General features: G+C 71.7%; 27 protein-coding genes. 20 read left to right on the top strand and 7 right to left on the bottom strand.

The window, feature by feature from the left end; all coding sequences use genetic code 11:
• Window positions 1–14 precede the first annotated feature (14 nt).
• Complete coding sequence (locus AC5L3Z_RS03100; RefSeq protein WP_494839294.1) at window positions 15–1562, bottom strand: GGDEF domain-containing protein; 1548 nt, start codon at window positions 1560–1562, stop codon at window positions 15–17.
• A 132-nt stretch (window positions 1563–1694) separates the two neighbouring features.
• Here AC5L3Z_RS03100 and prmC point away from each other — a divergent pair, with 132 nt between their 5' ends.
• The 4 genes from prmC to AC5L3Z_RS03120 all read left to right on the top strand — a co-directional run bounded on the left by prmC (window position 1695) and on the right by AC5L3Z_RS03120 (window position 6112).
• Window positions 1695–2585 (top strand): peptide chain release factor N(5)-glutamine methyltransferase, encoded by an 891-nt coding sequence (gene prmC / locus AC5L3Z_RS03105; protein WP_494839296.1) that lies wholly within the window; start codon window positions 1695–1697, stop codon window positions 2583–2585.
• Window positions 2585–3229 (top strand): L-threonylcarbamoyladenylate synthase, encoded by a 645-nt coding sequence (locus tag AC5L3Z_RS03110; RefSeq protein ID WP_334526588.1) that lies wholly within the window; start codon window positions 2585–2587, stop codon window positions 3227–3229. Before prmC ends, AC5L3Z_RS03110 begins: the two co-directional genes overlap by 1 nt.
• Window positions 3230–3841 carry an arsenate reductase/protein-tyrosine-phosphatase family protein gene (locus AC5L3Z_RS03115; protein WP_494839297.1) on the top strand — a complete coding sequence of 204 codons (612 nt, stop codon included), beginning with the start codon at window positions 3230–3232 and terminating at the stop codon, window positions 3839–3841.
• A gap of 150 nt (window positions 3842–3991) precedes the next feature.
• Window positions 3992–6112 (top strand): transglycosylase domain-containing protein, encoded by a 2121-nt coding sequence (locus tag AC5L3Z_RS03120; protein WP_494839298.1) that lies wholly within the window; start codon window positions 3992–3994, stop codon window positions 6110–6112.
• A 28-nt stretch (window positions 6113–6140) separates the two neighbouring features.
• On the opposite strand, the gene AC5L3Z_RS03125 is transcribed toward AC5L3Z_RS03120, so the two are convergent.
• Entirely contained in the window at window positions 6141–7625 is a 1485-nt protein-coding gene (locus AC5L3Z_RS03125; protein ID WP_494839299.1) for an SDR family oxidoreductase, read from the bottom strand.
• A 146-nt stretch (window positions 7626–7771) separates the two neighbouring features.
• On the bottom strand, window positions 7772–8164 hold the full coding sequence (locus AC5L3Z_RS03130; RefSeq protein ID WP_494839301.1) for a hypothetical protein: 393 nt from the start codon (window positions 8162–8164) through the stop codon (window positions 7772–7774).
• 278 nt (window positions 8165–8442) lie between these two features.
• On the opposite strand from AC5L3Z_RS03130, the gene glyA reads away from it, so the two are divergent.
• The 13 genes from glyA to AC5L3Z_RS03195 all read left to right on the top strand — a co-directional run bounded on the left by glyA (window position 8443) and on the right by AC5L3Z_RS03195 (window position 19577).
• Entirely contained in the window at window positions 8443–9756 is a 1314-nt protein-coding gene (glyA, locus tag AC5L3Z_RS03135; RefSeq protein ID WP_494839302.1) for a serine hydroxymethyltransferase, read from the top strand.
• Window positions 9749–10180, top strand: coding sequence for a hypothetical protein (locus AC5L3Z_RS03140; protein WP_494839303.1), 432 nt, complete (start codon window positions 9749–9751; stop codon window positions 10178–10180). Before glyA ends, AC5L3Z_RS03140 begins: the two co-directional genes overlap by 8 nt.
• A gap of 174 nt (window positions 10181–10354) precedes the next feature.
• Window positions 10355–10591 (top strand): AtpZ/AtpI family protein, encoded by a 237-nt coding sequence (locus AC5L3Z_RS03145; protein WP_494839304.1) that lies wholly within the window; start codon window positions 10355–10357, stop codon window positions 10589–10591.
• 11 nt (window positions 10592–10602) lie between these two features.
• On the top strand, window positions 10603–11400 hold the full coding sequence (gene atpB, locus AC5L3Z_RS03150; protein ID WP_494839306.1) for a F0F1 ATP synthase subunit A: 798 nt from the start codon (window positions 10603–10605) through the stop codon (window positions 11398–11400).
• Window positions 11401–11534: 134 nt separating this feature from the next.
• A complete protein-coding gene (locus AC5L3Z_RS03155) occupies window positions 11535–11771 on the top strand; it encodes an ATP synthase subunit C-like protein (RefSeq protein ID WP_334526415.1) in 237 nt (78 codons plus the stop codon).
• 30 nt (window positions 11772–11801) lie between these two features.
• Window positions 11802–12344 carry a F0F1 ATP synthase subunit B gene (locus AC5L3Z_RS03160; RefSeq protein WP_494839308.1) on the top strand — a complete coding sequence of 181 codons (543 nt, stop codon included), beginning with the start codon at window positions 11802–11804 and terminating at the stop codon, window positions 12342–12344.
• Complete coding sequence (locus AC5L3Z_RS03165) at window positions 12344–13165, top strand: F0F1 ATP synthase subunit delta (RefSeq protein ID WP_494839310.1); 822 nt, start codon at window positions 12344–12346, stop codon at window positions 13163–13165. Before AC5L3Z_RS03160 ends, AC5L3Z_RS03165 begins: the two co-directional genes overlap by 1 nt.
• An 86-nt stretch (window positions 13166–13251) precedes the next feature.
• A complete protein-coding gene (gene atpA, locus AC5L3Z_RS03170; RefSeq protein WP_494839312.1) occupies window positions 13252–14904 on the top strand; it encodes a F0F1 ATP synthase subunit alpha in 1653 nt (550 codons plus the stop codon).
• Window positions 14905–14908: 4 nt separating this feature from the next.
• Complete coding sequence (locus AC5L3Z_RS03175) at window positions 14909–15838, top strand: F0F1 ATP synthase subunit gamma (RefSeq protein ID WP_494839314.1); 930 nt, start codon at window positions 14909–14911, stop codon at window positions 15836–15838.
• Window positions 15838–17277, top strand: a complete 1440-nt coding sequence (gene atpD, locus AC5L3Z_RS03180) for a F0F1 ATP synthase subunit beta (RefSeq protein WP_494839316.1) — start codon at window positions 15838–15840, stop codon at window positions 17275–17277. Before AC5L3Z_RS03175 ends, atpD begins: the two co-directional genes overlap by 1 nt.
• Before the next feature lie 242 nt (window positions 17278–17519).
• A complete protein-coding gene (locus AC5L3Z_RS03185; protein ID WP_494839597.1) occupies window positions 17520–18662 on the top strand; it encodes an LCP family protein in 1143 nt (380 codons plus the stop codon).
• Between the two features lie 168 nt (window positions 18663–18830).
• Window positions 18831–19109, top strand: a complete 279-nt coding sequence (locus AC5L3Z_RS03190) for a F0F1 ATP synthase subunit epsilon (RefSeq protein ID WP_089012816.1) — start codon at window positions 18831–18833, stop codon at window positions 19107–19109.
• Window positions 19110–19121: 12 nt separating this feature from the next.
• Window positions 19122–19577, top strand: a complete 456-nt coding sequence (locus tag AC5L3Z_RS03195) for a DUF2550 domain-containing protein (RefSeq protein WP_334526435.1) — start codon at window positions 19122–19124, stop codon at window positions 19575–19577.
• Window positions 19578–19626: 49 nt separating this feature from the next.
• Here the strand turns inward: AC5L3Z_RS03195 and AC5L3Z_RS03200 are convergent, their stop codons facing one another.
• Together AC5L3Z_RS03200 and AC5L3Z_RS03205 are read right to left on the bottom strand one after the other, a co-directional pair.
• A complete protein-coding gene (locus AC5L3Z_RS03200; RefSeq protein WP_494839318.1) occupies window positions 19627–19794 on the bottom strand; it encodes a hypothetical protein in 168 nt (55 codons plus the stop codon).
• A 32-nt stretch (window positions 19795–19826) separates the two neighbouring features.
• Window positions 19827–20399: a cob(I)yrinic acid a,c-diamide adenosyltransferase gene (locus AC5L3Z_RS03205; RefSeq protein ID WP_334526441.1), complete on the bottom strand. Its 573-nt coding sequence runs from the start codon at window positions 20397–20399 to the stop codon at window positions 19827–19829.
• Here AC5L3Z_RS03205 and murA point away from each other — a divergent pair.
• Window positions 20398–21840 (top strand): UDP-N-acetylglucosamine 1-carboxyvinyltransferase, encoded by a 1443-nt coding sequence (murA, locus tag AC5L3Z_RS03210; RefSeq protein WP_494839320.1) that lies wholly within the window; start codon window positions 20398–20400, stop codon window positions 21838–21840. The genes AC5L3Z_RS03205 and murA overlap by 2 nt on opposite strands.
• 71 nt (window positions 21841–21911) lie before the next feature.
• Window positions 21912–22760: a 3-hydroxyacyl-CoA dehydrogenase family protein gene (locus AC5L3Z_RS03215; RefSeq protein ID WP_494839322.1), complete on the top strand. Its 849-nt coding sequence runs from the start codon at window positions 21912–21914 to the stop codon at window positions 22758–22760.
• Window positions 22761–22813: 53 nt separating this feature from the next.
• Here the strand turns inward: AC5L3Z_RS03215 and AC5L3Z_RS03220 are convergent, their stop codons facing one another.
• Window positions 22814–23659 (bottom strand): ABC transporter permease, encoded by an 846-nt coding sequence (locus tag AC5L3Z_RS03220; protein ID WP_494839323.1) that lies wholly within the window; start codon window positions 23657–23659, stop codon window positions 22814–22816.
• Window positions 23656–24504: an ABC transporter ATP-binding protein gene (locus tag AC5L3Z_RS03225; RefSeq protein ID WP_494839324.1), complete on the bottom strand. Its 849-nt coding sequence runs from the start codon at window positions 24502–24504 to the stop codon at window positions 23656–23658. The genes AC5L3Z_RS03220 and AC5L3Z_RS03225 overlap by 4 nt, the downstream gene beginning before the upstream one ends.
• 151 nt (window positions 24505–24655) lie before the next feature.
• Here AC5L3Z_RS03225 and AC5L3Z_RS03230 point away from each other — a divergent pair, with 151 nt between their 5' ends.
• On the top strand, window positions 24656–26665 hold the full coding sequence (locus tag AC5L3Z_RS03230; protein ID WP_494839325.1) for a protein meaA: 2010 nt from the start codon (window positions 24656–24658) through the stop codon (window positions 26663–26665).
• The last annotated feature ends 31 nt before the right edge of the window (window positions 26666–26696 follow it).

Consider the following 26696-nt stretch of genomic DNA (forward strand, 5'->3'; position numbering starts at 1 on the left):
CCCCGCCGGGGGCGTCAGGAGGCGCGCGGCTTGGCGCGGAGCATCTCGCGGTCGGCGATCTCGAACGCCGTGCCGAGGGCGTCCCGCAGGGACGTCCCGCCGGCGCCGTCGACCTCGGCGAAGCCGATGCTCACCCCGACCGGGGTACCGGGTACCAGGGACTCCCAGTCCTCGCTGCGCACCGCCGCGTCGATCCGCCGGCCCACCTCGGCCGCCTCGGTCATGCCGGCACCGGAGAGCACCACCACGAACTCGTCCCCGCCATAGCGGGCGACGAAGTCGCCCCGGCGCATCACCCGGTTGATCACCCCGGCGATCCGTTGCAGCACCAGATCCCCGGAGTGGTGGCCGTGCCGGGTGTTGACCGCCTTGAAGCCGTCCAGGTCGCAGACGCCGATCACCACCCGCTCGCCCCGGGACACCACCGAGCCGATGTAGCGCTCCAGCCGGCGCCGGTTGGGCAGGCCGGTCAGCGGGTCGGTCAACGCCTCGCCCTCGTACCGGGCCGCCTCGCGGCGCATCTCCTCGTGGTCGATCCGGGCGGCGATGCCGTCGATGTAGACGTCCCGCAGCCGGTCGTTGCGCTGCGCGGCGAGCCGGAACGCCACCCGGTCGGCGCGGTGCGCCGCCGCGTGGTCGCCGCCCCGGGCGAAGGCGATGCTGCGCAACCGGGCCGGCTCGGCCGCGCCCAGCGTCTCGGTGGAGACCCGGGCGGTGTCCAGCCGGGCGATCGCCTCGATCGGCCGCCCGTCGGCGATGGCCAGGCAGGCCTGCCCGAGCTGACGCATGTCCCGCGCCCGGGCGCTGTCCCCGCCGTGACCGAGCAGCTTGACCGGGTCGGCCTCGTTGTCGCCGTCCAACCGGTCACCCAGCGCGGCCCGGCGGGCCGCGGCGTAGCCGTACGCGGCGAGGCTGCTGGGGCGGATGTTGCCCGCCCGCCCGTCCCGCAGGAAGCGGCCCAGGTCCGCGGCGACGTCACGGAGCACCCGCAGGCAGCCGTCGCTGTCGCCGTTGTGGTCGAGGGCGACGGCGTTGCGCAGCCGGATGCCCGGCGCGGCGAAGGCCTCCTCCTGGATGCCCGCCGCCAGGCCGAGCTGCCGGGCCCGCTCGATCGCGCCGAGCGCGTAGCCGTGGAAGCTGAGGTAGGAGTACGCCATCGCCAGGTCGTGCCAGCCCCAGGCGGTGTCCCGGTCCGGGTCGTCCACCGCGCCCAGCCAGCGGGACGCCTTGACCAGGTGGGTGACGCAGCGGTCCAGCGCCCCCTGGTGGTGCGCGGCGAGCGCCGCCAGCGCGTTGAGGTGCCCGTGCAGGTAGGGCTCGGACAGGTCGCGGACGGCGGTGGAGGCCTCTTCGATGGCCCGGGTGAACTCCGCCGTCCGACCGAGATTGATCAGTGCGCAGAGCCGCTGGACCAGCGCGTCCGCCCGGGTGTGCGGGTCGGTGGTGGTGCGCAGCACCCGGTCGAGCAGGGCGCAGGCCTCGGCGGACCGGCTGAACTCCTGGAGATGGCGGGCATGCGTCAGGGCGTCAACCTGGTCATCGACCCGGTCGAGCCACCCCACCTGCCGAACCTCCCGTCGGTGTGCGTCCGGGCGCACCCGCTCGTGTCGAAATCTGCGACGCTTCATGATTATGTCGTGACCTATCTCCCGCGCCACCCCTCCGAAGGGCCAAGACACGAACGGGTTTCGCCGGTGCTGGCGCGGGCCGCCCGGGCGCTCGCCGCAGCCGGGGTGCCCTCGGCCCGGGCCGAGGCCGAGCTGCTCGCCGCGTACGTGCTGGACGTGCCCCGGGGACGGCTGGCGCTCGCCGACGGCTTCACCGCCGAGCAGCGCGACCGGTTCGACGCGCTGGTGGCCCGGCGGACCGCCCGGGAACCGTTGCAGCACCTCACCGGCAGGGCCGCCTTCCGGCACCTGGAGCTGGCGGTCGGGCCCGGCGTGTTCGTGCCCCGCCCCGAGACCGAACTGCTCGCCGGGTGGGGGATCGAGGTGGCCCGGGCCCGGCCGGCGCCGGTGGTGGTCGACCTGTGCAGCGGCTCGGGGGCGATCGCGCTCTCCGTCGCCCAGGAGGTGCCGGGCGCGCGGGTGGTGGCGGTCGAACGGTCACCGGCCGCGCTGGAGTGGCTGCGCCGCAACGCCGCCGACCGCGCCGCCGCCGGGGACCGGCCGGTCGAGGTGGTCGCCGCCGACGTCACCGACCCGGAGCTGCTGGCCGAGCTGGTCGGCCGGGTCGACGTGCTGCTCTGCAACCCCCCGTACGTGCCGCGCGCGGTGGCCGTACCGCCGGAGGTGGCCGGGCACGACCCGGACGAGGCGGTCTTCGGCGGGACGGACGGGCTGGACGTGATCCGGCCGGTGGTCGACCGGGCCGCCACGCTGCTCGGACCCTCCGGTGCGCTGGGCGTCGAGCACGACGACACGCACGGCGCGGCGGTGCCGGGGCTGCTCGCCGCCGACGGCCGGTACACCGCCGTCACGGAGCACCGCGACCTGGCCGGGCGTCCCCGGTTCGCCACCGCGTCCCGCCGGGCGGACGGCCCGCACGCCGTCCGGGTCGCGGCGTGGCAGACTGGCTCACCGTGATGCTCTACGACTGTCGGTCGCCCGCCGACCGGGACCGCGGCATCGCCGCCGCGATCGAGGCGGTCAAGAACGGCGAGCTGGTGGTCCTGCCGACGGACACGGTCTACGGAGTCGGCGCCGACGCCTTCACCCCGTACGCGGTGAAGGCCCTCGGCGACGCCAAGGGCGGCAGCCGGACGGCGCCCCCGGTGCTGATCGGTTCCCGGCACACCCTCGACGGCCTGGTCTTCTCGCTGCCCCGGTCGGCCCGCGACCTGGTGGAGGCGTTCTGGCCGGGTGCGCTCACCATCGTGGTGGAGCACTCGCCGAGCCTGGCCTGGGATCTCGGCGACGCCAGCGGCACGGTGGCGGTCCGCATGCCGCTGCACCCGGTGGCGCTGGAGGTGCTCCGGGAGACCGGCCCGATGGCGGTCGCCTCGGCCAACAAGGTCGGCCAGCCGGCCGCGCTGACCGCCGAGGAGGCCCGGGACCAGCTGGCCTACTCGGTGCGGGCGTACCTGGAGGCCGGGCCCTGCCCGGACCCGGTGCCGAGCACCATCGTCGACCTGACCGGGGAGGCGCCGCGGCTGCTCCGGCTCGGTGCGATCAGCCTGGAGAAGCTCCGCGACGTGGCCCCGGACATCCTCGACGGTCGGGGGGCCTGAGTGCCACCGTTCACCGTCCTGCACGTCTGCATGGGCAACATCTGCCGCTCCCCGATGGCCGAGCGGCTGCTGACGCTGGCGGTCCGGGAGCGGCTGGGCCGGCTCGGCGCCGACCCGACCCGCTCCGACGAGCTGCTGCACAGCCACAGCGCCGGCACCGGCGGCTGGCACGCCGGCGAGGAGATGAACCCGCCGGCGGCCCGCCAGGTGCTCGGTCGCGGCGGTGACGTCGAGGGCTTCGCCGCGCGCAAGCTCCGCTCGGATCTCATCGACGCCGCCGACCTGGTCCTCACCGCCACCGCGGACCAGCAGGACTACGTGGTGGCGCTGCGCCCGGACGCGGCGGCGCGCACCTTCGTGCTCGGCGAGTTCGGCCGGCTGCTGGCCGGGGTGGACGCCGGCGGCCTGCCGCCGGCGCAGCCCACCCCGGACGCCGTGTACGCCCGCGGGGTGGCCCTGGTGGCGGCCGCCGACGCCGCCCGGCAGGGCGCGTCCGCGCTGCACTCGGACGACCTGGACGACCCGTGGGGTCGCGGCGACCAGTGCTTCAGCCGGGTCGCCGACGAGATCGAGGAGACGGTGCAGCCGCTCGCCGTCGTGCTGCTGCCCTGAACCACCCGCCCGGGTGACCTCTGCGGCGTGTCCCGCGCCGCGCGCCTTGTCCCACTCGCGAATTTCCTCCGTATCTGGGGAAAAGTGAGGGGATGCCGAGGTTTGCGGGTCATTCTGAACAGGTCCTGCCGGCTCCTGCGGGGAGAGCTGATGATCCGGGCCCATCTCGACAAAGTGCTGACCGTGTTGATCGCCGGCGTGCTCGCCGGACTGGTGCTGGCGGCGGCGGCCCTACCGGCCGCGCTGGTGTTCGGGATCGGTTTCGGCGCGCTCGCCGCGCCCTACGCGGAGCTGCCCAACAACCTGCGCACCACGCCGGTCGCCCAGCGCTCCAACCTGTACGCCAACGACGGCGTCACCCTGATCACCTCCTTCTACACCGAGGACCGGGTGGAGGTGCCGCTGGCGAAGGTCGCGCCGGTGATGCGGCAGGCGATCGTGGCCGCCGAGGACGCCCGGTTCTACCAGCACAGCGGGGTCGACATCCGCGGCGCGGTCCGCGCGTTCACGGTCAACCGGCGTGACGGGCGGACCCGGCAGGGCGCCTCCACGCTGACCATGCAGTACGTCCGCAACGTGCTCCGCAACGATCCCCGGCTCACCCAGGAGCAGCGGCGGAAGGCCACCGAGATCACCACCACCCGCAAGCTCAAGGAGATCCGGTACGCCCTGGCGCTGGAGCGGGAGCTGAGCAAGGACGAGATCCTCACCCGCTACCTCAACATCGCGTACTTCGGTGCCGGGGCGTACGGCATCGCCGCGGCGAGCAAGCGCTACTTCTCCACCTCGCCGGCCAGGTTGACGCTGGACCAGGCCGCGCTGCTGGCCGGGCTGGTCCGCTCACCGGACACCGACGACCCGATCAACGGCGACGTCCACGCGGCGCTGACCCGCCGCGCGTACGTGCTGGAGCGGCTGGTCGAACTCCGGCAGCTCCCGCCCGCCGAGGCGGCCCGGGCGAGGAACGCCCCACTGGAGCTGCGGCCCAGCCGGACCCCGAACGACTGCACGGCGGTGCCCGAGGAGCACAACGACTGGGGCTTCTTCTGCGACTGGTTCACCCAGTGGTGGAGCGCCCAGCCGGCGTTCGGCGCCACGGTGGCGGAGCGGCAGGACAACCTGCGCCGGGGCGGCTTCCGGATCGTCTCCTCGCTGGACCCGGCGGTGCAGCGGAGCACCGTACAGCAGGTGCTCGGCATCTACGACGTCGACAACCCCAAAGCCGTGCCCACGGCGGTGGTCCAGCCGGGCACCGGGCGGGTGCTGGCCATGGCGGTGAACCGCAACTACAGCGTGGCCGACAACCCGCGCGGCCAGCGGAACCAGCCCAACACCGTCAACCAGCTCGTCGCCGGCGGCAACGGCATCGAGGGCTACCAGGCCGGCTCGACGTTCAAGCTCTTCGCCATGCTGGCCGCGCTGGAGTCGGGGCTCCCGCTGGAGACCAGCTTCGTCGCGCCCAGCCGGATCCTCACCCGGTTCCCGGCCGCCAACGGGGCAGCCAGCTGTGACGGGCGCTGGTGCCCGGCCAACGCCACCCCGGCGTGGATGAACGGCCAGCGCACGATGTGGAACGCCTTCGGCCGCTCGGTGAACACGTACTTCGCCTGGCTCACCGAGCGGGTCGGCGCGGAGCAGGTGGTGGAGATGGCCGAGCGACTCGGCATCGTGTTCCGCGCCGAGGACGACGCCCGGCTGGCGAGGTACGGGGCGCGCAACTGGGGCGCGTTCACCCTGGGGGTCTCGTCGACCACGCCGCTGGACCTGGCCAACGCGTACGCGACGGTGGCGGCCGAGGGGACGTGGTGCGCGCCGGTCCCGGTCCTGTCGATCACCGACGGCGCGGGGCAGCGGGTGGCGGCCGGCCAGCCGGACTGCCGGCAGGTGATCGACACCGACGTGGCCCGGGCCGCGGCGGACGCGGCCCGCTGCCCGGTCGGCGACCGCTCCATGTACGGCCGCTGCGACGGTGGCACGGCGGAGCGCCTGCGGCCGATGCTGGGCCGTCCGGTGGCCGGCAAGACCGGCACTTCGGAGCGGGCCGAGACCGCGGCGGTGGTGGCCTTCACCCCGCAGCTCGCGGTCGCCTCGATCGCGGCGAACCCGGACGCCCCCCGGGATCCGGTCGGCCCCACCGTGCAACCCCGGATGGTCGACGCGATCGGCCGGGTCCTCGCCGCCGCCCTGCGCGACCAACCGGTCCGCGACTTCGTCCCACCCAGCGAAGCCGTCGCCTGGCACCCCACCACCACCCCCCGCAACGGCAACTGACCCACCAGCGGGTCCGGGGGCTGGGGCGTCAGCGGTGGAGGTGGTGGGCGGGGGTGGGGTGTTCGGCGTTGCGGGCGATGTTGCGGGCCATGCCGCCGAAGACCACCGCGTGGAACGGGGTGACCGAGCCCCAGTAGAGGTGGCCGGTGAGGCCGCGGGGGAGGAAGACGGCGCGCTGGACGTAGCGGCTGCCCCCGCCCTCCGCCGGCTCGGCGCGCATCTCCAGCCAGGCCCGGCCGGGCAGCCGCATCTCGGCGCGCAGCCGGAGCAGCTCACCGGGGACGATCTCCTCGACCCGCCAGAAGTCCAGCGCCTCGCCGACCTGGAGGCGGTGCGGGTCGCGCCGGCCCCGGCGCAGCCCCACCCCGCCGACCAGCCGGTCGACCCAGCCCCGCACCGACCAGGCGAGTGGGAAGGAGTACCAGCCGTGCTCCCCGCCGACCCCCTCGATCACCCGCCAGAGCGCGCCGGGCGGGGCGTCGACCAGGCGCTCCCGGACGTCGGTGTAGACCGTGCCCCCGGACCACTTCGGGTCGCTGGGCAGCGGTTCGGCCGGGGCGTCCGGCCCGCTCGCGGTGGACCAGCGGGTCTCCACCTCGGCGTCGCGTACCTTGGCCAGCGCCAGCGCGACGGCCTGGTCGAAGCCGGTGAGCCCGCCCGGTGGGTCGGGGATCCAGCGGGCGATGTCGTGCTCGTGCGCGACCGCCTCGTGGATCAGGCTCTCCACCAGCGGCCGGGCGATCTTGTTCGGCACCGGGGTGATCAGCCCGACCCAGTGCGAGGAGAGCGACGGGGTCAGCGGCCGGACCGGCACGATGACCCGCCGACGCAGCCCGGCCACCCCGGCGTAGCGCTGCATCATCTCCCGGAAGGTGAGGATGTCCGGCCCACCGATGTCGAAGCCCCGGTTCACCTCGGGCGGCAGCGCGGCGCAGCCGGCCAGATAGCGCAGCACGTCGCGGACCGCGATCGGCTGGATCCGGTTGCTGACCCAGCGTGGGGTGACCATTGCCGGCAGCCGCTCGGTCAGGTAGCGCAGCATCTCGAACGAGGCCGACCCGGACCCGATGATCACCGCAGCCCGGAGCACCACCGTCGGCACCCCGCTGGCCGTCAGGATCCGCCCGACCTCCGCCCGTGAGCGCAGGTGTGGCGAGGGAACGGCGCCGTCCTCCGGCGGCTGCGGGCCGCCCAGGTAGACGATCCGGCGTACGCCGGCCGACGCGGCGGCCGCGGCGAAGTTGGTGGCCGCCTCCCGGTCGGCGGCCTCGAAGTCGGGCCGCCCGAGCGAGTGCATGAGGAAGTACGCGACGTCGACGCCGTCGAACGCCGGCGGCAGCGTCTCCGGCTTGCGTAGGTCGGCCTCGACCACGTCGGCCCGGGCCGCCCATGGCACGTCGCGCAGCCGACCGGCCTTGCGGGCCAGGCAGCGCACCTCGTGCCCCTCCGCGAGCAGGCGGGGCGCGAGTCGCCCGCCGATGTAACCCGTGGCTCCGGTGACGAGGCATCTCACCGTCTCATAGTGCCCCAGTCGGAGGGTGCGCGAACCGGGTCCCGCGATTCGCCTCGGCGCATCCGTGAGGTGTCAATGGCGCCGGGGGCGGCACCACGATGTGGTGCCGCCCCCGAAATTGCCTTCCGGAAATTGTCGCGGTGAAATCAGAGGTAGTTTGCGGCCGTGGCATTGGTGCCGTAGCCGTACACCTTCAACTGGTAGCGCTCACCGTAGAGGCCGGGAATCTTGTGGTTGCGCTTGCTGCCGGTGCCGTGGCCGACCACGGCGCCGGTGTCGAGGTCGGTCACCCACCACTCGGTGGAACGCGCGACCTGCTTGACGTCGATCCAGACCCAGTGCTGCGAGCGGTGCGCCGGAATGGCCGGGCACTTCTTGGTCTGCTTGATGCCGGTGACCGGGTTGATGTTGCAGGTGACCCTGTCCCAGTCGGCGTGGGCCGGGCTGGAGACCACTGCCGTGCCGAGCAGTGCGGCGCCCGTGAAAGCGACGGCGGTGAGGGCTCTGGTGATTTTCCTGCGTGTGCCGGATGACCTCATTGTGTTCCTTCCCCGTTGCGGTGGGTGGATGGAGAACAAGCTAGCGGAGCGTTTACCGGGCTCGCTGCCCCTAATTTCCGGCCGTTAACTTTTGAAATATTTCACCAATGCGTTTCTCGCACGTCGATGCAGGTGGGGGAATTCAAAGGGGGGAGAGAGCGCGTTCACAGAAACTTGTGTCGATGTTGTTGCGATGCGCCGCCGCGCCGCCGCGCCGCCGGCGTCGCGACGAACGGGCGTCGCGTTCGGCGGGGCGGCCGACCTCTAGACTCGGCCCTGTGACATCAGCAGCGCCGCAGCCGGGGCCGAACCGGGAAACCGCCTTCTGGGGGCCGGACTTCCAGCAGCTCAGCGCCGTCGATCCGGAGATCGCCGGGGTGGTGCTCGGCGAGCTGGACCGGCTGCGCGGCGGCCTTCAGCTGATCGCCAGCGAGAACCTGACCTCCCCGGCGGTGCTGGCGGCGCTCGGCTCGACGCTGACAAACAAGTACGCCGAGGGCTACCCGGGGCGGCGCTACTACGGCGGCTGCGCCGAGGTGGACCGGGCCGAGGAGATCGGCATCGCCCGGGCGAGGGAGCTCTTCGGCGCCGAGCACGCCAACCTCCAGCCGCACTCCGGGGCCAGCGCCAACCTGGCCGCGTACGCCGCCCTGGTGCAGCCGGGGGACACGGTGCTGGCGATGGACCTGCCGCACGGCGGGCACCTGACCCACGGCAGCCGGGTGAACTTCTCCGGCAAGTGGTTCCACACCGTGGGCTACACGGTGCGGCCGGACACCGAGCTGATCGACTACGACGAGGTCCGCGAGCTCGCCCTCGCGCACCGGCCGAAGATGATCATTTGCGGCGCCACCGCCTACCCCCGCCTGATCGACTTCGCCCGGTTCCGGGAGATCGCCGACGAGGTCGGGGCGTACCTGATGGTGGACGCCGCGCACTTCATCGGCCTGGTGGCCGGCGGGGCGATCCCGTCCCCGGTGCCGTACGCCGACGTGGTCTGCTTCACCACCCACAAGGTGCTGCGCGGCCCGCGCGGCGGCATGATCCTCTGTCGGGAGCCGCTGGCGTCCCGGATCGACAAGGCGGTCTTCCCGTTCACCCAGGGCGGCCCGCTGATGCACGCCGTCGCGGCCAAGGCGGTCGCGCTGCGCGAGGCCGCGCAGCCCGAGTTCCGCACGTACGCCGCCCAGGTGATCGCGAACGCGCGGGCGCTGGCCGCCGGGCTGGCCGCCGAGGGGATGCGGCCGGTCTCCGGCGGCACCGACACCCACCTGGCCCTGATCGACCTGCGGGAGACCGGGGTGACCGGTGCCGCGGCCGAGGCCCGCTGCGACGCCGCGGGGATCACCCTGAACAAGAACGCCATCCCGTACGACCCGCAGCGGCCGATGGTCGCCTCCGGCATCCGGGTGGGCACCCCGAGCGTCACCACCCAGGGCATGCGGGAGGGCGAGATGCGGCAGGTGGCCGGGCTGATCGCTCGGGCCGTCTGCACCGACCCCGCCGCACCCGGTGGCGCCGACACCCTCGCCGGGATCGCCGCCGAGGTCACCGAGCTGGTCGCCGCCTTCCCGGCGTACCCCCGTGCCTGAGCCCGGGGTGCGCGCGCCGGAGGCCGCCGCGGACCGACGGTGGCGGCTGCGCCACCTGCCCGTGCTGCTGGCCGCCTCGGCCGCGCTGGCCGTGGCCGCGGCGGTGGTCGGTGGGGTGACCGGCGGTGCGGACGCGGCGCTCGGCGCGGCGGCCGGGGTGGCGGTGACGGCGACCAGCTACACCCTCACCACCCTGGTGCTGGCCTGGGCCGACGGGGTGAACCCGCAGCTCGTGCTCCCCTTCGGACTCGGCCTGTACGCCGCCAAGTTCACCCTGCTCGGGGCCGTCATGGTGACGGTCGCCTCGACCGGCTGGGCCGGCCTGATCCCGCTCTGCCTCGGCATCGCGGCCGGCGTGACGGTCTGGACCGGTGTGCACATCTGGTGGCTGACCAGGGTGCATTCCCGCCAACCGGCGAGCTGACGTCCCACCGGTCGCCGCGGCGCGCCCGACTGTCCACGTTCGGTCATTCACTGACTGGCGGAAGGGGAGTAGCGTGCCCCCAGACGACTGCACCCGCCATACGCCCACACAACGACGGTTGTGCGGGGGGTGAGGCACAGCCTCGTCTTCCCGACTGATATCGTTCGCCCCGTCATGGCTGGTGACCAAACCCCCCAACCCGATGGCGGCTCAGGCGAAGTTCCGTCCGGTGCCGGCCAGGGTTGGACCGCGCTCGGATACCTCATCACGGGCATGGTGTTCTGGGGTTTCATCGGCTGGCTGGTCGACCAGTGGCTCGACTCCGGCGGTATCGCCACCGGGATCGGCGTCGTGCTCGGCATGGCCGGGGGGATCATCCTGGTCGTCCGCCGACTCGGCACGCCTACTTAGGAAGGGACGCGGTGTTCGGACAGGCGAACGTCCTGGCAGCGGGCCAGGCGGCATTCCCACCCAGCGTGGAGGACTTCTACCTGCCCAGCATCCTGCCCTGGGGTGCGACCGACTCGTACTGGTTCACCAAGATCACGGCCATGGTCTGGATCGCCGTCGGCGTCCTGATCATCTTCTTCCTGGCCAGCTACCGGAAGCCGCAGCTGGTCCCCACGAAGAAGCAGTGGTTCGCCGAGTCGATCTACGGCTTCGTGCGCAACAACATCGCGGTCGAGATGATCGGACACGCGGGGGTGCGGTTCGCGCCGTACTTCACCACGCTGTTCTGCTTCATCCTGCTGACCAACCTCTTCGCGATCGTGCCGCTGTTCCAGATCTCGCCGAACTCGCACATCGCCTTCCCGGCCCTCCTCGCCGTGATCAGCTACGTGATGTTCATCTACGCCGGCATCAAGCACCACGGCGCCGGCAAGTTCATCAAGAACTCGCTCATCCCGCCGGCGCCCTGGTACATCCTGCCGCTGCTGATCCCGATCGAGTTCTTCTCGACCTTCCTCGTCCGGCCGTTCTCGCTGGCCGTCCGTCTCTTCGCGAACATGTTCGCCGGCCACATGCTCCTGCTGGTCTTCACGCTCGGCGGCTTCGCGATGCTCAACGTCAGCACCTGGCTGGCGCCGGTCTCGGTGCTGTCCTGGGCGATGACTGTCGCGCTCACCTTCCTCGAGTTCCTGGTGATCGTCCTGCAGGCCTACGTCTTCACGGTGCTGACCGCCAGCTACGTGCAGGGCGCGCTCGCCGACGAGCACTGATCCACCGGGCAGGCGCTCGCCAGCGAGCGCTGATCCACCGGGCAGGCGCTCGCCAGCGAGCACTGATCCAACTTGGCACCAACAGTTGTCGTCCCGCGTGACCGTCACGCGTGATAACCAGGAGGAACCCACTAATGGACATCTACGCCGCGGTAGAGGGCAGCACCGCCGCCATCGGCTACGGTCTCGCGGCCATCGGCCCGGGCATCGGTGTCGGCCTGGTCTTCGCCGCCTACATCCAGTCGACGGCCCGCCAGCCGGAGTCGTCCCGGCTGACCCTGCCGTACGTCTGGATCGGCTTCGCCGTCATCGAGGCGCTCGCACTGCTGGGCATCGCGTTCGGCTTCATCTGGCAGGGCCCGATTCAGTAATTCCGCCCCCCTTCGACCGGGAGGTCATCCATGTTCTTCCTCGCCGCACCAGAGGGTGGTGAGTCGACCCACAACCCGATCGTGCCCATCTGGGAAGAGATCGTGGTTGGTGGCGTCGCCTTCATCCTGCTCTGCTTCGTGCTGATGAAGTTCGTCTTCCCCCGCATGGAGCAGACGTTCCAGGCTCGGGTCGACGCGATCGAGGGCGGCATCAAGCGCGCCGAGGCCGCCCAGGCCGAGGCGAACCAGCTGCTCGAGCAGTACCGCGCGCAGCTCGCCGAGGCGCGCACCGACGCCGCCAAGATCCGGGACGACGCCCGGGCCGACGCGGAGGGCATCCGCCAGGACGTCCTCGCCAAGGCGCGGGAGGAGTCCGACCGGATCATCGCGGCCGGCAAGGAGCAGCTCGCCGCCGAGCGCGCCACCATCGTGCGCGAGCTGCGCACCGAGGTCGGCACGATCGCGGTGGACCTGGCCAGCAAGATCGTCGGTGAGTCCCTCGCCGACGAGGCTCGTCGCAAGGGCACGGTCGACCGGTTCCTGAGCGGTCTCGAGAGCGCGGGGGCCCGCTGATGCAGGCCGCCAGCCGGGAGTCGTACAAGGTCGCGGCCGAGCACCTCGACGCGTACGCGCGCAGTGCCGACCCGGTCGCGGTGGCCCACACCGCGAACGACCTGCTCGCCGTCGCCGGCCTGCTCCGGCGGGAGCCCCGGCTGCGGCGGGCGCTCTCGGACCCCGCCCGGTCCGCGGCGGACCGCGCCGGTCTGCTCGGCGAGATGCTGCGGGGCAAGATCGGCGAGGGGGCGCTCGACCTGCTCGCCACGCTGGTCTCCAACCGCTGGTCGGCGCCGTCGCAGTTGCTCGACGGCGCCGAGCGGCTCGGCGTGGAGGCCGTGCTGGCCAGCGCCGAGGCCGCCGGTGACCTGGGCGAGGTCGAGGACGAGCTGTTCCGTTTCGGGCAGGTCGTCGCCGGTCAGCCCGAGCTCTCCGCGGTGCTGTCGAACCCGGCGGTCCCGGTGGACAAGCGGGGCGTCCTGGTCGGCGAGCTGCTGGCCGGCAAGGCCCGGCTGGCCACCGTCCGGCTCATCGAGGTGGCGCTCTCCGGTCTCGGCGGGCGCTCCTTCACCGGATCGCTCTCCCGGCTGGTCGAGCTGGCCGCCGAGCGGCGGGACCGTCAGGTGGCGTACGTCACTGTGGCGGCCCCGCTGAGTGACGAGGAGGAGCGACGCCTGGGTGCGCGCCTCTCCGCGATGTACGGTCGAGAGGTTTCCGTCAAGCAGACGGTCAACCCGGAGGTGCTCGGTGGGGTGAGCGTCCAGGTCGGCTCCGACCTGTACGACGGCACCGTCCTGCGCCGCCTCAACGAGACCCGCAACGCGCTCGCGAAGCGCTGACCAGCGTCCTCGCAGCCCCTGATCGACGCCATTCGGACCGGTCGGTACTAGGTATCCCGGGACCCTGATACTTAAGGAAGCAGAGGATGGCCGAGCTGACCATCTCGACGGAGGAGATCCGCGGCGCCCTGGAGCGCTACGTCTCCTCCTACTCGTCCGACGTCTCCCGCGAGGAGGTCGGCACCGTCGCCGACACCGGCGACGGCATCGCCCACGTCGAGGGCCTGCCCTCGACCATGACCAACGAACTCCTGGAGTTCGAGGACGGCACGCTCGGCGTGGCGCTGAACCTCGACGTCCGGGAGATCGGTGTCGTCGTTCTCGGTGACTCCGCCAAGCTGGAGGAGGGGCAGCGCGTCAAGCGCACCAACCGGGTGCTCTCCGTGCCGGTCGGCGACGCCTTCCTCGGCCGCGTGGTCAACGCGCTCGGCCAGCCGATCGACGGGCTCGGCGACATCGCCAACGAGGGCTTCCGCGAGCTGGAGCTCCAGGCCCCGAACGTGATGGCCCGGCAGTCCGTCGACGAGCCGCTGCAGACCGGCATCAAGGCGATCGACGCCATGACCCCGGTCGGCCGGGGTCAGCGGCAGCTGATCATCGGTGACCGGAAGACCGGCAAGACCACGGTCGCCCTGGACACCATCCTCAACCAGCGGGAGAACTGGCGCACCGGCGACCCGAAGAAGCAGGTCCGCTGCATCTACGTCGCCATCGGCCAGAAGGCCTCCACGATCGCCTCGATCAAGGGCCAGCTGGAGGCGGCCGGCGCGATGGAGTACACCACCATCGTCGCCTCGCCGGCGTCCGACCCGGCCGGCTTCAAGTACCTCGCCCCCTACACCGGCTCGTCCATCGGGCAGCACTGGATGTACGGCGGCAAGCACGTCCTGATCGTCTTCGACGACCTGAGCAAGCAGGCCGAGGCGTACCGGGCCGTGTCGCTGCTGCTGCGCCGCCCGCCGGGCCGCGAGGCGTACCCGGGTGACGTCTTCTACCTGCACTCCCGGCTGCTGGAGCGCTGCGCCAAGCTCTCCGACGAGCTGGGTGGCGGCTCGATGACCGGTCTGCCGATCATCGAGACGAAGGCCAACGACATCTCGGCCTTCATCCCGACCAACGTCATCTCGATCACCGACGGCCAGATCTTCCTGGAGACCGACCTGTTCAACCAGGGCGTCCGGCCGGCGATCAACGTCGGTACCTCGGTCTCCCGGGTCGGTGGCGCCGCGCAGGTCAAGCCGATGAAGAAGGTCGCCGGTTCGCTGCGGCTCAACCTGGCCCAGTACCGCGAGCTGGAGGCGTTCGCCGCCTTCGCCTCCGACCTGGACCGGGCCTCCCGGGCCCAGCTGGAGCGCGGTTCCCGCCTGGTCGAGCTGCTCAAGCAGCCGAACTACTCGCCGTACCCGGTGCAGGAGCAGGTCGTCAGCGTCTGGGCCGGCACCGAGGGCAAGCTGGACGACATCCCGGTCGGCGAGGTCCGTCGCTTCGAGGCCGAGTTCCTCCAGTACCTGCGGCACAAGCACGAGGGTGTGCTGGCCGGCATCGCCGACAACCAGTGGAACGACGACATCATCGGCTCGCTGAACTCGGCAATCACCGAGTTCAAGCAGGTCTTCCTGGGCAAGGAGGACGAGCGTCGGATCAACGAGGCCCCGGCCGCGCCGCTCGAGGGCGAGGAGAACCGCGAGACGGTGACCCGCTTCCGCGACGGCCAGACCGACCGCCCGGCCGAGAGCTGATCCCATGGCGGCCCAGGTACGCGTTCTTCGTCAACGGATCCGCTCGGCGAAGTCGATGAAGAAGATCACCAAGGCGATGGAGCTCGTGGCGACGAGCCGGATCGCCAAGGCCCAGGCCCGGGTGGAGGCGTCCCTGCCGTACGCCCGGGCCATCACCGGCGTGCTCACGGCACTGGCGTCCAACGCGCGGATCGACCACCCGCTGCTCACCCCGCGTGAGCGGGTGCGGCGGGCGGGCGTCCTGCTGGTCACCAGCGATCGTGGCCTGGCCGGTGGTTACAGCTCCAACGCGATCAGGATGGCGGAGTCGCTGGTCGCCCGGCTCAAGGACGACGGCAAGGAGCCGGTGCTCTACGTCATCGGCCGCAAGGGCGTCGGCTTCTACCGGTTCCGTGACCGGGAGATGGCGGCGAACTGGACCGGCTTCTCGGAGCAGCCCTCCTTCGCCGACGCCCGCGAGGTGGGCGAGACGCTGATCAAGGCGTTCTCGGCCGGCGCGGACGACGCGGAGGGCCGGGCCGGGGCGGACGGGGTGCTCGGGATCGACGAGTTGCACATCGTCTACACCGAGTTCCACTCCCTGATGACCCAGACGCCGGTCGCGAAGATCATCGGTCCGATGCAGGTCGAGGATCGTCCGAAGTCCGAAGGGCTGCTGCCGGCGTACGAGTTCGAGCCGGAGGCGGAGGCACTGCTCGACGCGCTGCTGCCGAAGTACATCAACACCCGGATCTACGCGGCGTTGATCGAGTCGGCGGCGAGCGAGTCGGCGTCGCGGCGGCGGGCGATGAAGAGCGCCACCGACAACGCCGAAGAGATGATCGAGAAGTACACGCGCGAGATGAACTCGGCCCGCCAGGCCGGGATCACCCAGGAGATCAGCGAGATCGTCGGCGGCGCGAACGCGCTGGCCGCGTCGGGAAGTGAAGTGTGATGACTGCCCCAGTAGAGACCAAGACGGCCACGGGTCGCGTGGTCCGGGTCATCGGCCCGGTCGTCGACGCCGAGTTCCCGCGCGACGCCATGCCGGCCCTGTTCAACGCTCTGCACGTGGACGTGACCCTGTCCGGCGGTGAGAAGAGGCTGACCCTGGAGGTCGCCCAGCACCTGGGTGACAACATGGTCCGCGCCATCTCGATGCAGCCGACCGACGGCCTGGTCCGCGGCTCGGAGGTGCGCGACACCGGCTCCGGCATCAAGGTTCCGGTGGGCGACGCGGTCAAGGGCCACGTGTTCAACGCGATCGGCGAGGTCCTCAACCTCACCGAGGGCGAGACGCTCAGCCCGGACGACCACTGGCAGATCCACCGCAAGGCCCCGGCCTTCGCGGATCTGGAGCCGAAGACCGAGATGCTGGAGACCGGCATCAAGGTCATCGACCTGCTCGCCCCGTACGTCAAGGGCGGCAAGATCGGCCTGTTCGGCGGTGCCGGCGTGGGCAAGACGGTGCTCATCCAGGAGATGATCACCCGTGTCGCCCGGAACTTCGGTGGTACGTCGGTCTTCGCCGGCGTGGGTGAGCGCACCCGTGAGGGCAACGACCTCATCGCCGAGATGACCGAGTCCGGCGTCATCGACAAGACCGCGCTGGTCTACGGCCAGATGGACGAGCCGCCGGGCACCCGGCTGCGCGTCGCGCTCTCCGCGCTGACCATGGCGGAGTACTTCCGTGACGTGAAGAAGCAGGAGGTGCTGCTCTTCATCGACAACATCTTCCGCTTCACCCAGGCCGGTTCCGAGGTCTCCACGCTGCTCGGCCGCATGCCGAGCGCCGTGGGTTACCAGCCGACCCTGGCCGACGAGATGGGCGAGCTCCAGGAGCGGATCACCTCCGTCCGGGGCCAGGCCATCACCTCGATGCAGGCGATCTACGTGCCCGCCGACGACTACACCGACCCGGCGCCGGCCACCACGTTCGCCCACCTCGACGCGACCACCAACCTGGAGCGGTCGATCTCCGACAAGGGCATCTACCCGGCCGTGGACCCGCTGGCGTCCTCGTCCCGGATCCTCGCCCCGGAGTTCGTCGGCGAGGAGCACTTCCAGGTCGCCACCGAGGTGAAGCGGATCCTGCAGCGCTACAAGGACCTGCAGGACATCATCGCCATCCTCGGTATCGAGGAGCTCTCCGAGGAAGACAAGATCACCGTGGCCCGGGCCCGGCGGATCGAGCGCTTCCTGTCGCAGAACACCTACGCGGCCGAGCAGTTCACCGGCGTGCCGGGCTCGACGGTCCCGATCGCGGAGACCATCGACGCGTTCCGGAAGATCAGCGAGGGGGAGTACGACCACTTCCCCGAGCAGGCCTTCTTCATGTGCGGTGGTCTGGAGGACCTGGAGCGCAAGGCGAAGGAGCTGATGGCGGAGGGCTGACCTCCGGCAGATTCCACGAAGGCCACCCCGGCACGCGCCGGGGTGGCCTTCGGCCGTTCCCGTTCCCGTCCCCGGCGGCGGGCGGTCTCCGGCCGGGGATCCGTACCGCGGTCACCGGGTACGCGATTCCCAGCGGCGCGCGGTACCGTTTCGGCGCGACGCTCGCGAACGGGTGTCGATCCGATGCAACTTTTCACCTTCGTACGCCCGTCTCCTTGTCGTGGGCGTGACGACGAATGGAGATGCTGGTGGGTGAGACCGGCAAGGGCGGGCGCAAGCCGTCCGTCTGGTCGGGTGTGCCGCGGTGGGCCCGGGCCTGCACGGTGTTTGGCGCCGTGCTCATGGTGCTCAGCGGCGCGGTGCTGGTCGGCTACGAGGCGCTGCTGACCCGGTACGAGGGCGCGGTGGGCAAGGCCGACCTCTTCGGCGACCAGGCGGCCGGCGCCCAGGAACGCAAGAGCAACATCAAGGGCCCGCTCAACATCCTGCTGGTGGGCACCGACCCGCGCAAGCCGGAGGACCAGCCGCTGGCCGACTCGATCATGGTGCTGCACGTACCGGACTCATTGGACCGGGCCTACCTGTTCTCCCTGCCGCGCGACCTGATCGTCGACATTCCCCGGTTCGACAAGGCCGGCTACTCGGGCGGCACCGGGAAGCTCAACGGCGCCATGTCGAAGGGCAGCATCGTGCAGGGGCAGAATCCGAGCGCGTCGCAGGGCTTCGAACTGCTCGCCAGGACGGTGCAGAAGGTGACCCGGATCGAGCGGTTCGACGCCGGCGCGATCATCAACTTCACCGGCTTCCAGAAGATCGTCGACGCGATGGGCGGCGTCGACATGTACATCGAGCGGGACGTGAAGTCCGAGCACCGCGAGCCGAACGGCACGCACCGCAAGGGCAACCCGTACGGCCAGGGCTACATCGGGCCGCAGGCGGAGTACAAGAAGGGCCGGCAGCACCTCAGCGGCTGGCAGGCGCTGGACTACGTCCGGCAGCGCTACCCCAAGAACGGCGTCCCGGACGGCGACTACGGCCGCCAGCGGCACCAGCAGCAGTTCATCAAGGCGATGGTCAGCCAGGCGTTCAGCGCCGACGTGGTGACCAACCCGCTCAAGCTGGACCGGGTCATCCGGGCCGCCGGCCAGTCCCTGACCTTCAACGGCCGGGGCAACAGCGTGGTCGACTTCGCCATCGCGCTCAAGGGCATCCGGCCGGAGAACGTGGAGCTGATCAAGCTGCCGGGCGAGGGCGTCGGCACCGGCTCGGCGTACCGCGGCGAGCGGTTCCTGCCGGCCGTGGACGACTTCTTCACCGCGTTGAAGAACGAGCAGCTCGACGCGTTCATGCTGGAGCACCCGGAGTTCCGTAACAAGAACAAGTGACCGGCGCGCGCACCGGGTCGGCCCCGCGGGTCGGCCCGGTGCGGCGTGTCGTGGGTCCCGACCGGCGTGTCGGCGACGCGGGTGGCGCAGGTCTCGCCACCCGCGTTGGGGCGCGCACCCGGGCGGGACTAGACTTTCGACAATCCGCCGCCGCAGCAAGGAGACAGCGTGGCACAGCAGCTTCACGTCGAGCTCGTAGCCGTCGAGGAGAAGGTCTGGTCGGGCGAGGCCGAGATGGTCGTCGCCCGGACGACCGAGGGTGAGCTCGGCGTGCTGCCGGGGCACGCGCCGCTGCTCGGTCAGCTGGCGGAGCCCAGCCAGGTCCGGATCAAGCAGGCCGGTGGGCAGCAGGTCGCCTACGACGTCGCCGGTGGTTTCCTCTCGGTGACCGGCGAGGGCGTCACGGTGCTCGCCGAGAGCGCCACCCCCGCGACCCCCGCGCGCTGAGCCGACCCGCCGATGGAGATCTTGGAAGGGATCGGAATCGGCGTAGCGGTAGTGCTCGCCGCCGTGCTGATCCTCTTCATCCGGCGGGCCCTGGTAACCCGCAGCGGTGGCATCATCCGGCTCAGCGTCCGGGTCAGCACGATGCTCGACGGCCGGGGCTGGTCGCCCGGCTTCGGCCGTTTCGCCGGCGACGAACTCCGGTGGTACCGGATGTTCAGCTTCGCCCTGCGGCCCAAGCGGGTGCTCTCCCGCAAGGAGCTGGTCGTGGAGCGGCGGCGCCTGCCCGAGGGTCAGGAACGCCTCTCCATGCCCGCCGACTGGGTGATCCTGCGCTGTACCAGTCAGCACGCACCGGTCGAGATCGCCATGGCGCGCTCCACCGTCACCGGTTTCCTCTCGTGGCTCGAGGCCGCCCCGCCCGGGGCGGCCTCGCCGCGTCTGGCGTCCCAGGACTGGCCCGCGGCCTGACCCGCGCACCCGTCGACGCGCCGGCTCAGACGCCGCTCACCTCGCGCCGTCACCGGGTCCCGGTGGCGGCGACCAGCTCGACCTCGTAGCCCTGCCCGTCGGCCAGGAGCCGGCGTAGGTGCCGGGCGCCCCGCCGGCGTGCGGGTGCCGCTCCGGGAGGAGCGGCACCCAGCCGTACGCCGGGGCCGTGGCGCGAGGCCGCAGCCAGGTTTGGCACCCAGATTTCGACGTAATGCAGCGCGCCGGCGCTCAGCGGTTACCGCCCGGCACCCATAGCACATCCCCGTCCGGATTCGCGCTTCTTGACAGGATGAAGAGCAGATCGGAGAGGCGGTTGAGATACTTTGCCGGAAGGGAGCTGGTGCGATCCGGATCGTGGGCGACCAGTGCCCAGGCCGCCCGTTCGGCGCGCCGGGCGATCGTCCGAGCCACGTGCAGCAGCGCCGCGCCCGCGGTGCCGCCGGGGAGGATGAAGGAGTCGAGCTTGCTCAGGCGCGCGTTGTACTCGTCGCACCAGCCTTCCAGACGCTCCACGTACTCCTCGGTCACCCGCAGCGGCGGGTACTGCGGGTCCGGCTCGACCGGGGTGGCCAGGTCGGCCCCCACGTCGAACATGTCGTTCTGGATCGACCCCAGCACCGCCCGCAGCTCCTCGTCGAGCTGCCCCAGAGCGAGCGCCACGCCGATCGCGGCGTTGCACTCGTCGACGTCCGCGTACGCGGCGATCCGTGGATCGGTCTTCGGCACCTGCTCGTTGTTGCTCAGCCTGGTCATGCCGGCGTCGCCGGCCTTGGTGTAGATGCGCGTGAGGTGGACGGCCATGACGCACAGCCTACGTATCCCGGACCTGACGATCCCGGCGCGGCCGGACCCGGCGGGCGGTTGGCCCGTCGGGGTGGGCCCCGGCCACGCCGGTGACCCGGCGGTCACCGACGTCGACGTCATCCGGGTCCGCGGTGACGCCCGGCTGGCCGGCACGGTGCACGTGGTCGGCGCGAAGAACTCCGCGCTCAAGCTGATGGCCGCCGCGCTGCTGGCCCCCGGGCGCAGCGTGATCACCAACGTCCCACGGATCACCGACATCGCGATCATGGGAGAGGTGTTGCGCCGGCTGGGCTGCGGCGTGCGGTTCGAGGCCGACGATCCGGTCGATCCGATGGTGGCGGTCGGCGGGGTGGCCCGGTCCCGCTCGGTCGTCATCGACGTGCCCGAGCAGCCCGGTGTGGAGGCGGACTACGACCTGGTCCGCCGGCTGCGCGCCTCCATCTGCGTACTGGGCCCGCTGCTGGCCCGCCGGGGCTGTGTGCGGGTGGCTCATCCCGGCGGGGACGCGATCGGCTCGCGCGGCCTGGACATGCACGTCGCCGGGCTGACCCGGATGGGCGCGGACATCTCCGGCGAACACGGGTTCGTCATCGCCTCGGCCCCGCACGGCCTGCACGGCGCGGAGATCCTGCTGGACTTCCCGAGCGTGGGCGCCACGGAGAACCTGGTGATGGCGGCGGTGCTCGCCCGCGGCGTGACGGTGATCGAGAACGCGGCCCGGGAGCCGGAGATCGTCGACATCTGCACCATGCTGAACCAGATGGGGGCGCGGATCTCCGGCGCCGGCGGTTCGACGCTGCGCATCGTCGGGGTGCCCGAGCTGCACCCGGTGCGGCACGCCACGGTGGGGGACCGGATCGTCGGCGGGACCTGGGCGTTCGCCGCCGCGATGACCCGGGGGGACGTCACCGTCACCGGCGTGGACCCGGCCTATCTGGAGGTCGCCCTGGACAAGCTGGTCTCGGCCGGCGCGCTGGTGGAGACCCGCGGCGACGCCTTCCGGGTACGCGCCGACGAGCGGCCCGCCGCCGTCGACGTGGTCACCCTGCCGTACCCGGGCTTCGCCACCGACCTGCTGCCGATGGCGATCGGCCTGGCCGCGGTGAGCGACGGCGCCTCGCTGATCACCGAGAACATCTTCGACGGCCGGTTCATGTTCGCCAACGAGATGATGCGGCTGGGCGCGGACATCAAGACCGACGGCCACCACGCCGTGGTCCGGGGCCGCGACCGGCTCTCCGCCGCGCCGGTCCGCGCCACCGACATCCGGGCCGGCGCCGGGCTGATCATCGCGGGGCTCTGCGCGGACGGGACCACCGAGGTCTCCCACGTGCACCACGTCGACCGCGGCTACCCGGACTTCGTCGCCGACCTGCGGGCGCTCGGGGTCGAGGTGGAGCGGGGCACCGCGCCGGAGGCGCCCGACCCGACGATCTGAGGGCCTTAGTCCTCGTTCAGGCTCGCCGACTAGGGTGCAGACAGACACTCAATCAGGCGAGGGAGAAGCAGATGGCGGGTCGACTCGCGGTCGTCGGTGCCGGGCTGATGGGCTCGGGCATCGCCCAGGTGGCGGCGCAGGCGGGCTGGCAGGTGACGCTGCGGGACGTGGACGACGTGGCCACCCGGCGGGGCGTCGACGGCATCCGGAAGTCGCTGGCGAAGTTCGCCGAGAAGGGCAAAATCGACGCCTCCGAGGTCGAGGCGACCCTGGGCCGGATCACCCCGACCACCGACCTGGAGGCGGCCGCCGACGCGGACATCGTCGTCGAGGCGGTCTTCGAGAAGATCGAGATCAAGCACGAGGTGTTCCGCGCGCTGGACAAGATCTGCAAGTCCGACGCGATCCTGGCCACCAACACCTCGGCCATCCCGGTCACCCAGATCGCCACGGCCACCGAGCGGCCGGAGTCGGTCGTCGGCACGCACTTCTTCTCGCCGGTGCCGATGATGAAGCTCTGCGAGCTGGTCCGCGGCTACAAGACCAGCGACGAGACCCTGACGGTGGCGAAGGCGTTCGCCGAGGGGATCGGCAAGACGGTGGTGGTGGTGAACCGGGACATCGCCGGCTTCGTCACCACCCGGCTGATCTGCGCCCTCGCCATGGAGGCGGTCAAGCTGGTGGAGTCCGGCGTGATCTCGGCGGAGGACCTGGACACCGCCTGCCGGCTGGGCTTCGGCCACGCCATGGGCCCGCTGGCCACGGTCGACCTGACCGGCGTGGACGTGCTGCTGAACGCCACGAAGAACATCTACACCGACACCGCGGACGAGAAGTTCTTCCCGCCGGAGCTGCTCCAGCGGATGGCCACCGCCGGTGACCTGGGCCGCAAGACCGGCACCGGCTTCTACTCGTACTGAGCTCGGCATGCGGAAAGGGGGCGGGCGCCGGGCGCCCGCCCCCTCTCCGTGCCTCAGCCGTCGCGCCGGGTGGTCCAGCGGAAGGTGGTCAGGCAGAGGATCAGGCCGATGACGCACCAGGCGGCGAGGACCAGGGCCACCCGGCCCAGTTCGAACGAGCCGGCGGGCTCCTGGGCGCCGAAGCTCTCCGGCAGGAAGACCGCGCGCAGGCCCTGGCACATCCACTTGAGCGGGAAGATCGCCGCGACCTGCTGCATCCAGTTCGGCAGCTCGGTGAAGACGAAGAACACCCCGGAGATGAACTGGAGCACCAGCGCCACCGGGGTGACCACGGCCGATCCGCTGCGCGCGGTGCGGGCCAGCGACGAGATGGCGATGCCGCAGAGGGTGCAGGCGGTGACCCCGAGCGCGGAGACCCAGCCGAAGGTGAGCCACTTCGCGGCGGTGTCGGGCAGGTTCAGGTCGAACAGCGCCACCGCGACGGCCAGCAGCAGGACGGTCTCGGCGACCCCGATCGCCACCACCATGATCACCTTGCCGGCGAACCAGACCCACTTCGGCATCGGGGTGCCCCGGTAGCGCTTGAGCACCCCCCGGTCCCGTTCGATCGGGATCCAGATGCCGAGGTTCTGGAAGCTCACCGTCATCAGGCCGGTCGCGATCATGCCGGTGATGAAGTACTGGGTGAACTTCACCCCGCCGCCGATCTCCCCATTGAAGATGGCCGCGAAGATCAGGATCATGATGATCGGGAAGCCCAGCGTGAAGACGACGGACTCCCGGCTGCGCAGGAACTGCGTGATCTCCAACCGGCCCTGCCGCAGGGCGAGGGCCGCCGGGCCGAGGCGGCGACCCGGGGCGGCGGCGGTTCCGGCCGCCGGCTTCGTGGTGGTCGTCATGAGTGTCCGATCATCTTCAGGTAGACGTCTTCCAGGGTGGGCCGGGTCACCGTCAGGCCGGGGACCTCGCCGCCGAAGCGCGCGGCCAGCTCCGCCACCAGGGCCGTCGGCGTCGCGCTCTGCGCCGTCTGCGGCGTCCCGTCCGGGGTACGCCAGGAGACCGTGGCCAGCTCCTCCTGCCGGTTGCCGAGCCGGTTCGGCGGAGCCACCTCGACCAGCCGGCCGTCGGCGATCACGCCGACCCGGTCGGCCAGCGCCTCGGCCTCGTCCAGGTAGTGCGTGGTGAGCACGATGGTGGTGCCGGCCGCCGCCAGGCCGCGGATCAGCTCCCAGAACTCGCGCCGCGCCTCGGGGTCGAAGCCGGTGGTCGGTTCGTCGAGGAAGAGCAGTTCGGGGCGGCCGACGATGCCGAGCGCCACGTCCAGCCGCCGCTTCTGCCCGCCGGAGAGGGTGTGCGTACGGGCGGTCGCCTTGCCGGCCAGCCCGACCCGGTCGATGACCTTGTCCGGGTCGTCGGCGTCGGCGTAGAAGCCGGCGAAGTGGCGGACCACCTCCGCGACGGTCAGCTCGTCGAACTCGCCGGTGCCCTGAAGCACGATGCCGACCCGCGAGCGCCAGTGCGGGTCCGGGTTGGCCGGGTCGCTGCCGAGCACCCGTACCTCGCCGGAGTCGCGCCGCCGGTAGCCCTCCAGGATCTCCACCGTGGTGGTCTTGCCCGCGCCGTTCGGGCCGAGCAGGGCGAACACCTCGCCGCGGTGGACGTCCAGGTCCACGCCCGCCACCGCGACGTTGTCGCCGTACGTCTTGCGCAGTCCCCGGACGGAGATCGCGAGCTCGTCATCCATGACGTCAAGTGTGCGACCCCGGCGCACGTGGCGGCGGCCCGGGGTGTGGTGGTGTCGGCCATCTCGCGCCGCGTCGACCCGGCTGCCCGCTCCATGGAGCTGTGTAATTCTCCACAGCCCGTTTTACTGAACGGTAACTTAGACTCCGGCCATGGATGAGAAGGCTCTCCCGGGCCGGCTGCCCGAGCGCGACCGCCCCTGGGTGATGCGTACCTACGCCGGGCACTCCTCGGCCGCGGCCACCAACGCGCTCTTCCGCCGCAACCTGGCCAAGGGGCAGACCGGCCTGTCGGTCGCCTTCGACCTGCCCACCCAGACCGGGTACGACCCGGACCACGAACTCGCCGCGGGCGAGGTCGGCCGGGTGGGCGTGCCGGTGGCGCACCTGGGCGACATGCGGGCCCTCTTCGACGGCATCCCGCTGGCCGAGATGAACACCTCCATGACCATCAACGCGCCGGCGATGTGGCTGCTCGGCCTCTACGGCACGATCGCCGCCGAGCAGGGCGCCGAGCTGGCCCGCTGCGCCGGCACCACCCAGAACGACATCATCAAGGAGTACCTGTCCCGGGGGACGTACATCTTCCCGCCGGCGGCGTCGCTACGGCTGACCGCCGACGTCATCGCGTACACGCTGCGCGAGATGCCGCGGTGGAACCCGGTGAACATCTGCTCGTACCACCTGCAGGAGGCCGGCGCGACGCCGGTGCAGGAGGTCGGCTTCGCGCTGGCGACCGCGGTCGCCGTGCTCGACGCGGTCCGCGACTCCGGCCAGGTGCCCGCCGAGCGGATGGGCGACGTGGTCCAGCGGATCAGCTTCTTCGTCAACTCCGGGGTGCGCTTCGTCGAGGAGATCGCCAAGATGCGCGCCTTCGGCGCCCTCTGGGACGAGATCACCCGGGAGCGCTACGGCGTCGAGAACGCCAAGCAGCGGCGCTTCCGCTACGGCGTACAGGTCAACTCGCTGGGCCTGACCGAGGCGCAGCCGGAGAACAACATCCAGCGGATCGTGCTGGAGATGCTCGGCGTGACCTTCTCCCGGGACGCCCGCGCTCGCGCGGTGCAGCTGCCCGCCTGGAACGAGGCGCTGGGCCTGCCCCGCCCCTGGGACCAGCAGTGGTCGCTGCGCATGCAGCAGGTCCTGGCGTACGAGTCGGACCTGCTGGAGTACCCGGACCTCTTCGAGGGCTCGCACGTGATGACCGCACTGGTCGACGAGATCGTCACCGGCGCGCGGACCGAGCTGGAGAAGGTGCTGGAGATGGGCGGCGTGGTGGCCGCCGTGGAGACCGGCTACCTCAAGAGCGCGCTGGTCGCCTCGCTGGCCGAGCGGCGGCGCCGGATGGAGTCCGGCGCCGACGTGGTGGTCGGCGTCAACCGGTTCACCGAGACCGAGCCGTCGCCGCTGACCGCGGCCGGCGCCGAGGCCGTCGAGCAGGTCGATCCGGCGGTGGAGGCGGCCGCCACGGCCTCCGTACGCCGGTGGCGGGCCGACCGGGACGACGCCGCGGTCGACGCGGCGCTGGCCCGGCTGAGCGCGGACGCCGCGACCACGACCAACCTGATGCCGGCGACGCTGGAGTGCGTGCGGGCCGGGGTGACCACCGGCGAGTGGGCCGGCGCGCTGCGCCAGGTGTTCGGCGAGTACCGGGCGCCGACCGGGTTGACCGGCGCGGCCGGCGTGGGCGGGGACGCCACCCTGGTGGCCGTGCGGGAGCGGGTCGCGGCCACCGCGCGGGAGCTGGGCAGCGGCCGGCTGCGGTTGCTGGTCGGCAAGCCGGGCCTGGACGGGCACTCCAACGGCGCCGAGCAGATCGCGGTCCGCGCCCGCGACGCCGGCTTCGAGGTGGTCTACCAGGGCATCCGGCTGACCGCCGGGCAGATCGTGGCGGCGGCGGTCGAGGAGGACGTCGACCTGGTCGGCCTGTCGGTGCTCTCCGGCTCGCACCTGGCGGCGGTGCCCGCGGTGCTGGACGGGCTGCGCGCGGCCGGGCGCGGTGACCTGCCGGTGGTGGTCGGCGGCATCATCCCCGCCGGGGACGCCGAGGCGCTGCGCGCCGCCGGGGTGGCCCGGGTCTTCACCCCGAAGGACTTCGCCCTCACCGGCATCATCGACGAGCTGGTCGGCGTGATCCGGGAGGTCAACGGGCTGACCGCCTGACCTGTGGCCCACCGCCCGCGCGACCGCCCGG

Source organism: Micromonospora sp. LZ37, assembly GCF_059359015.1.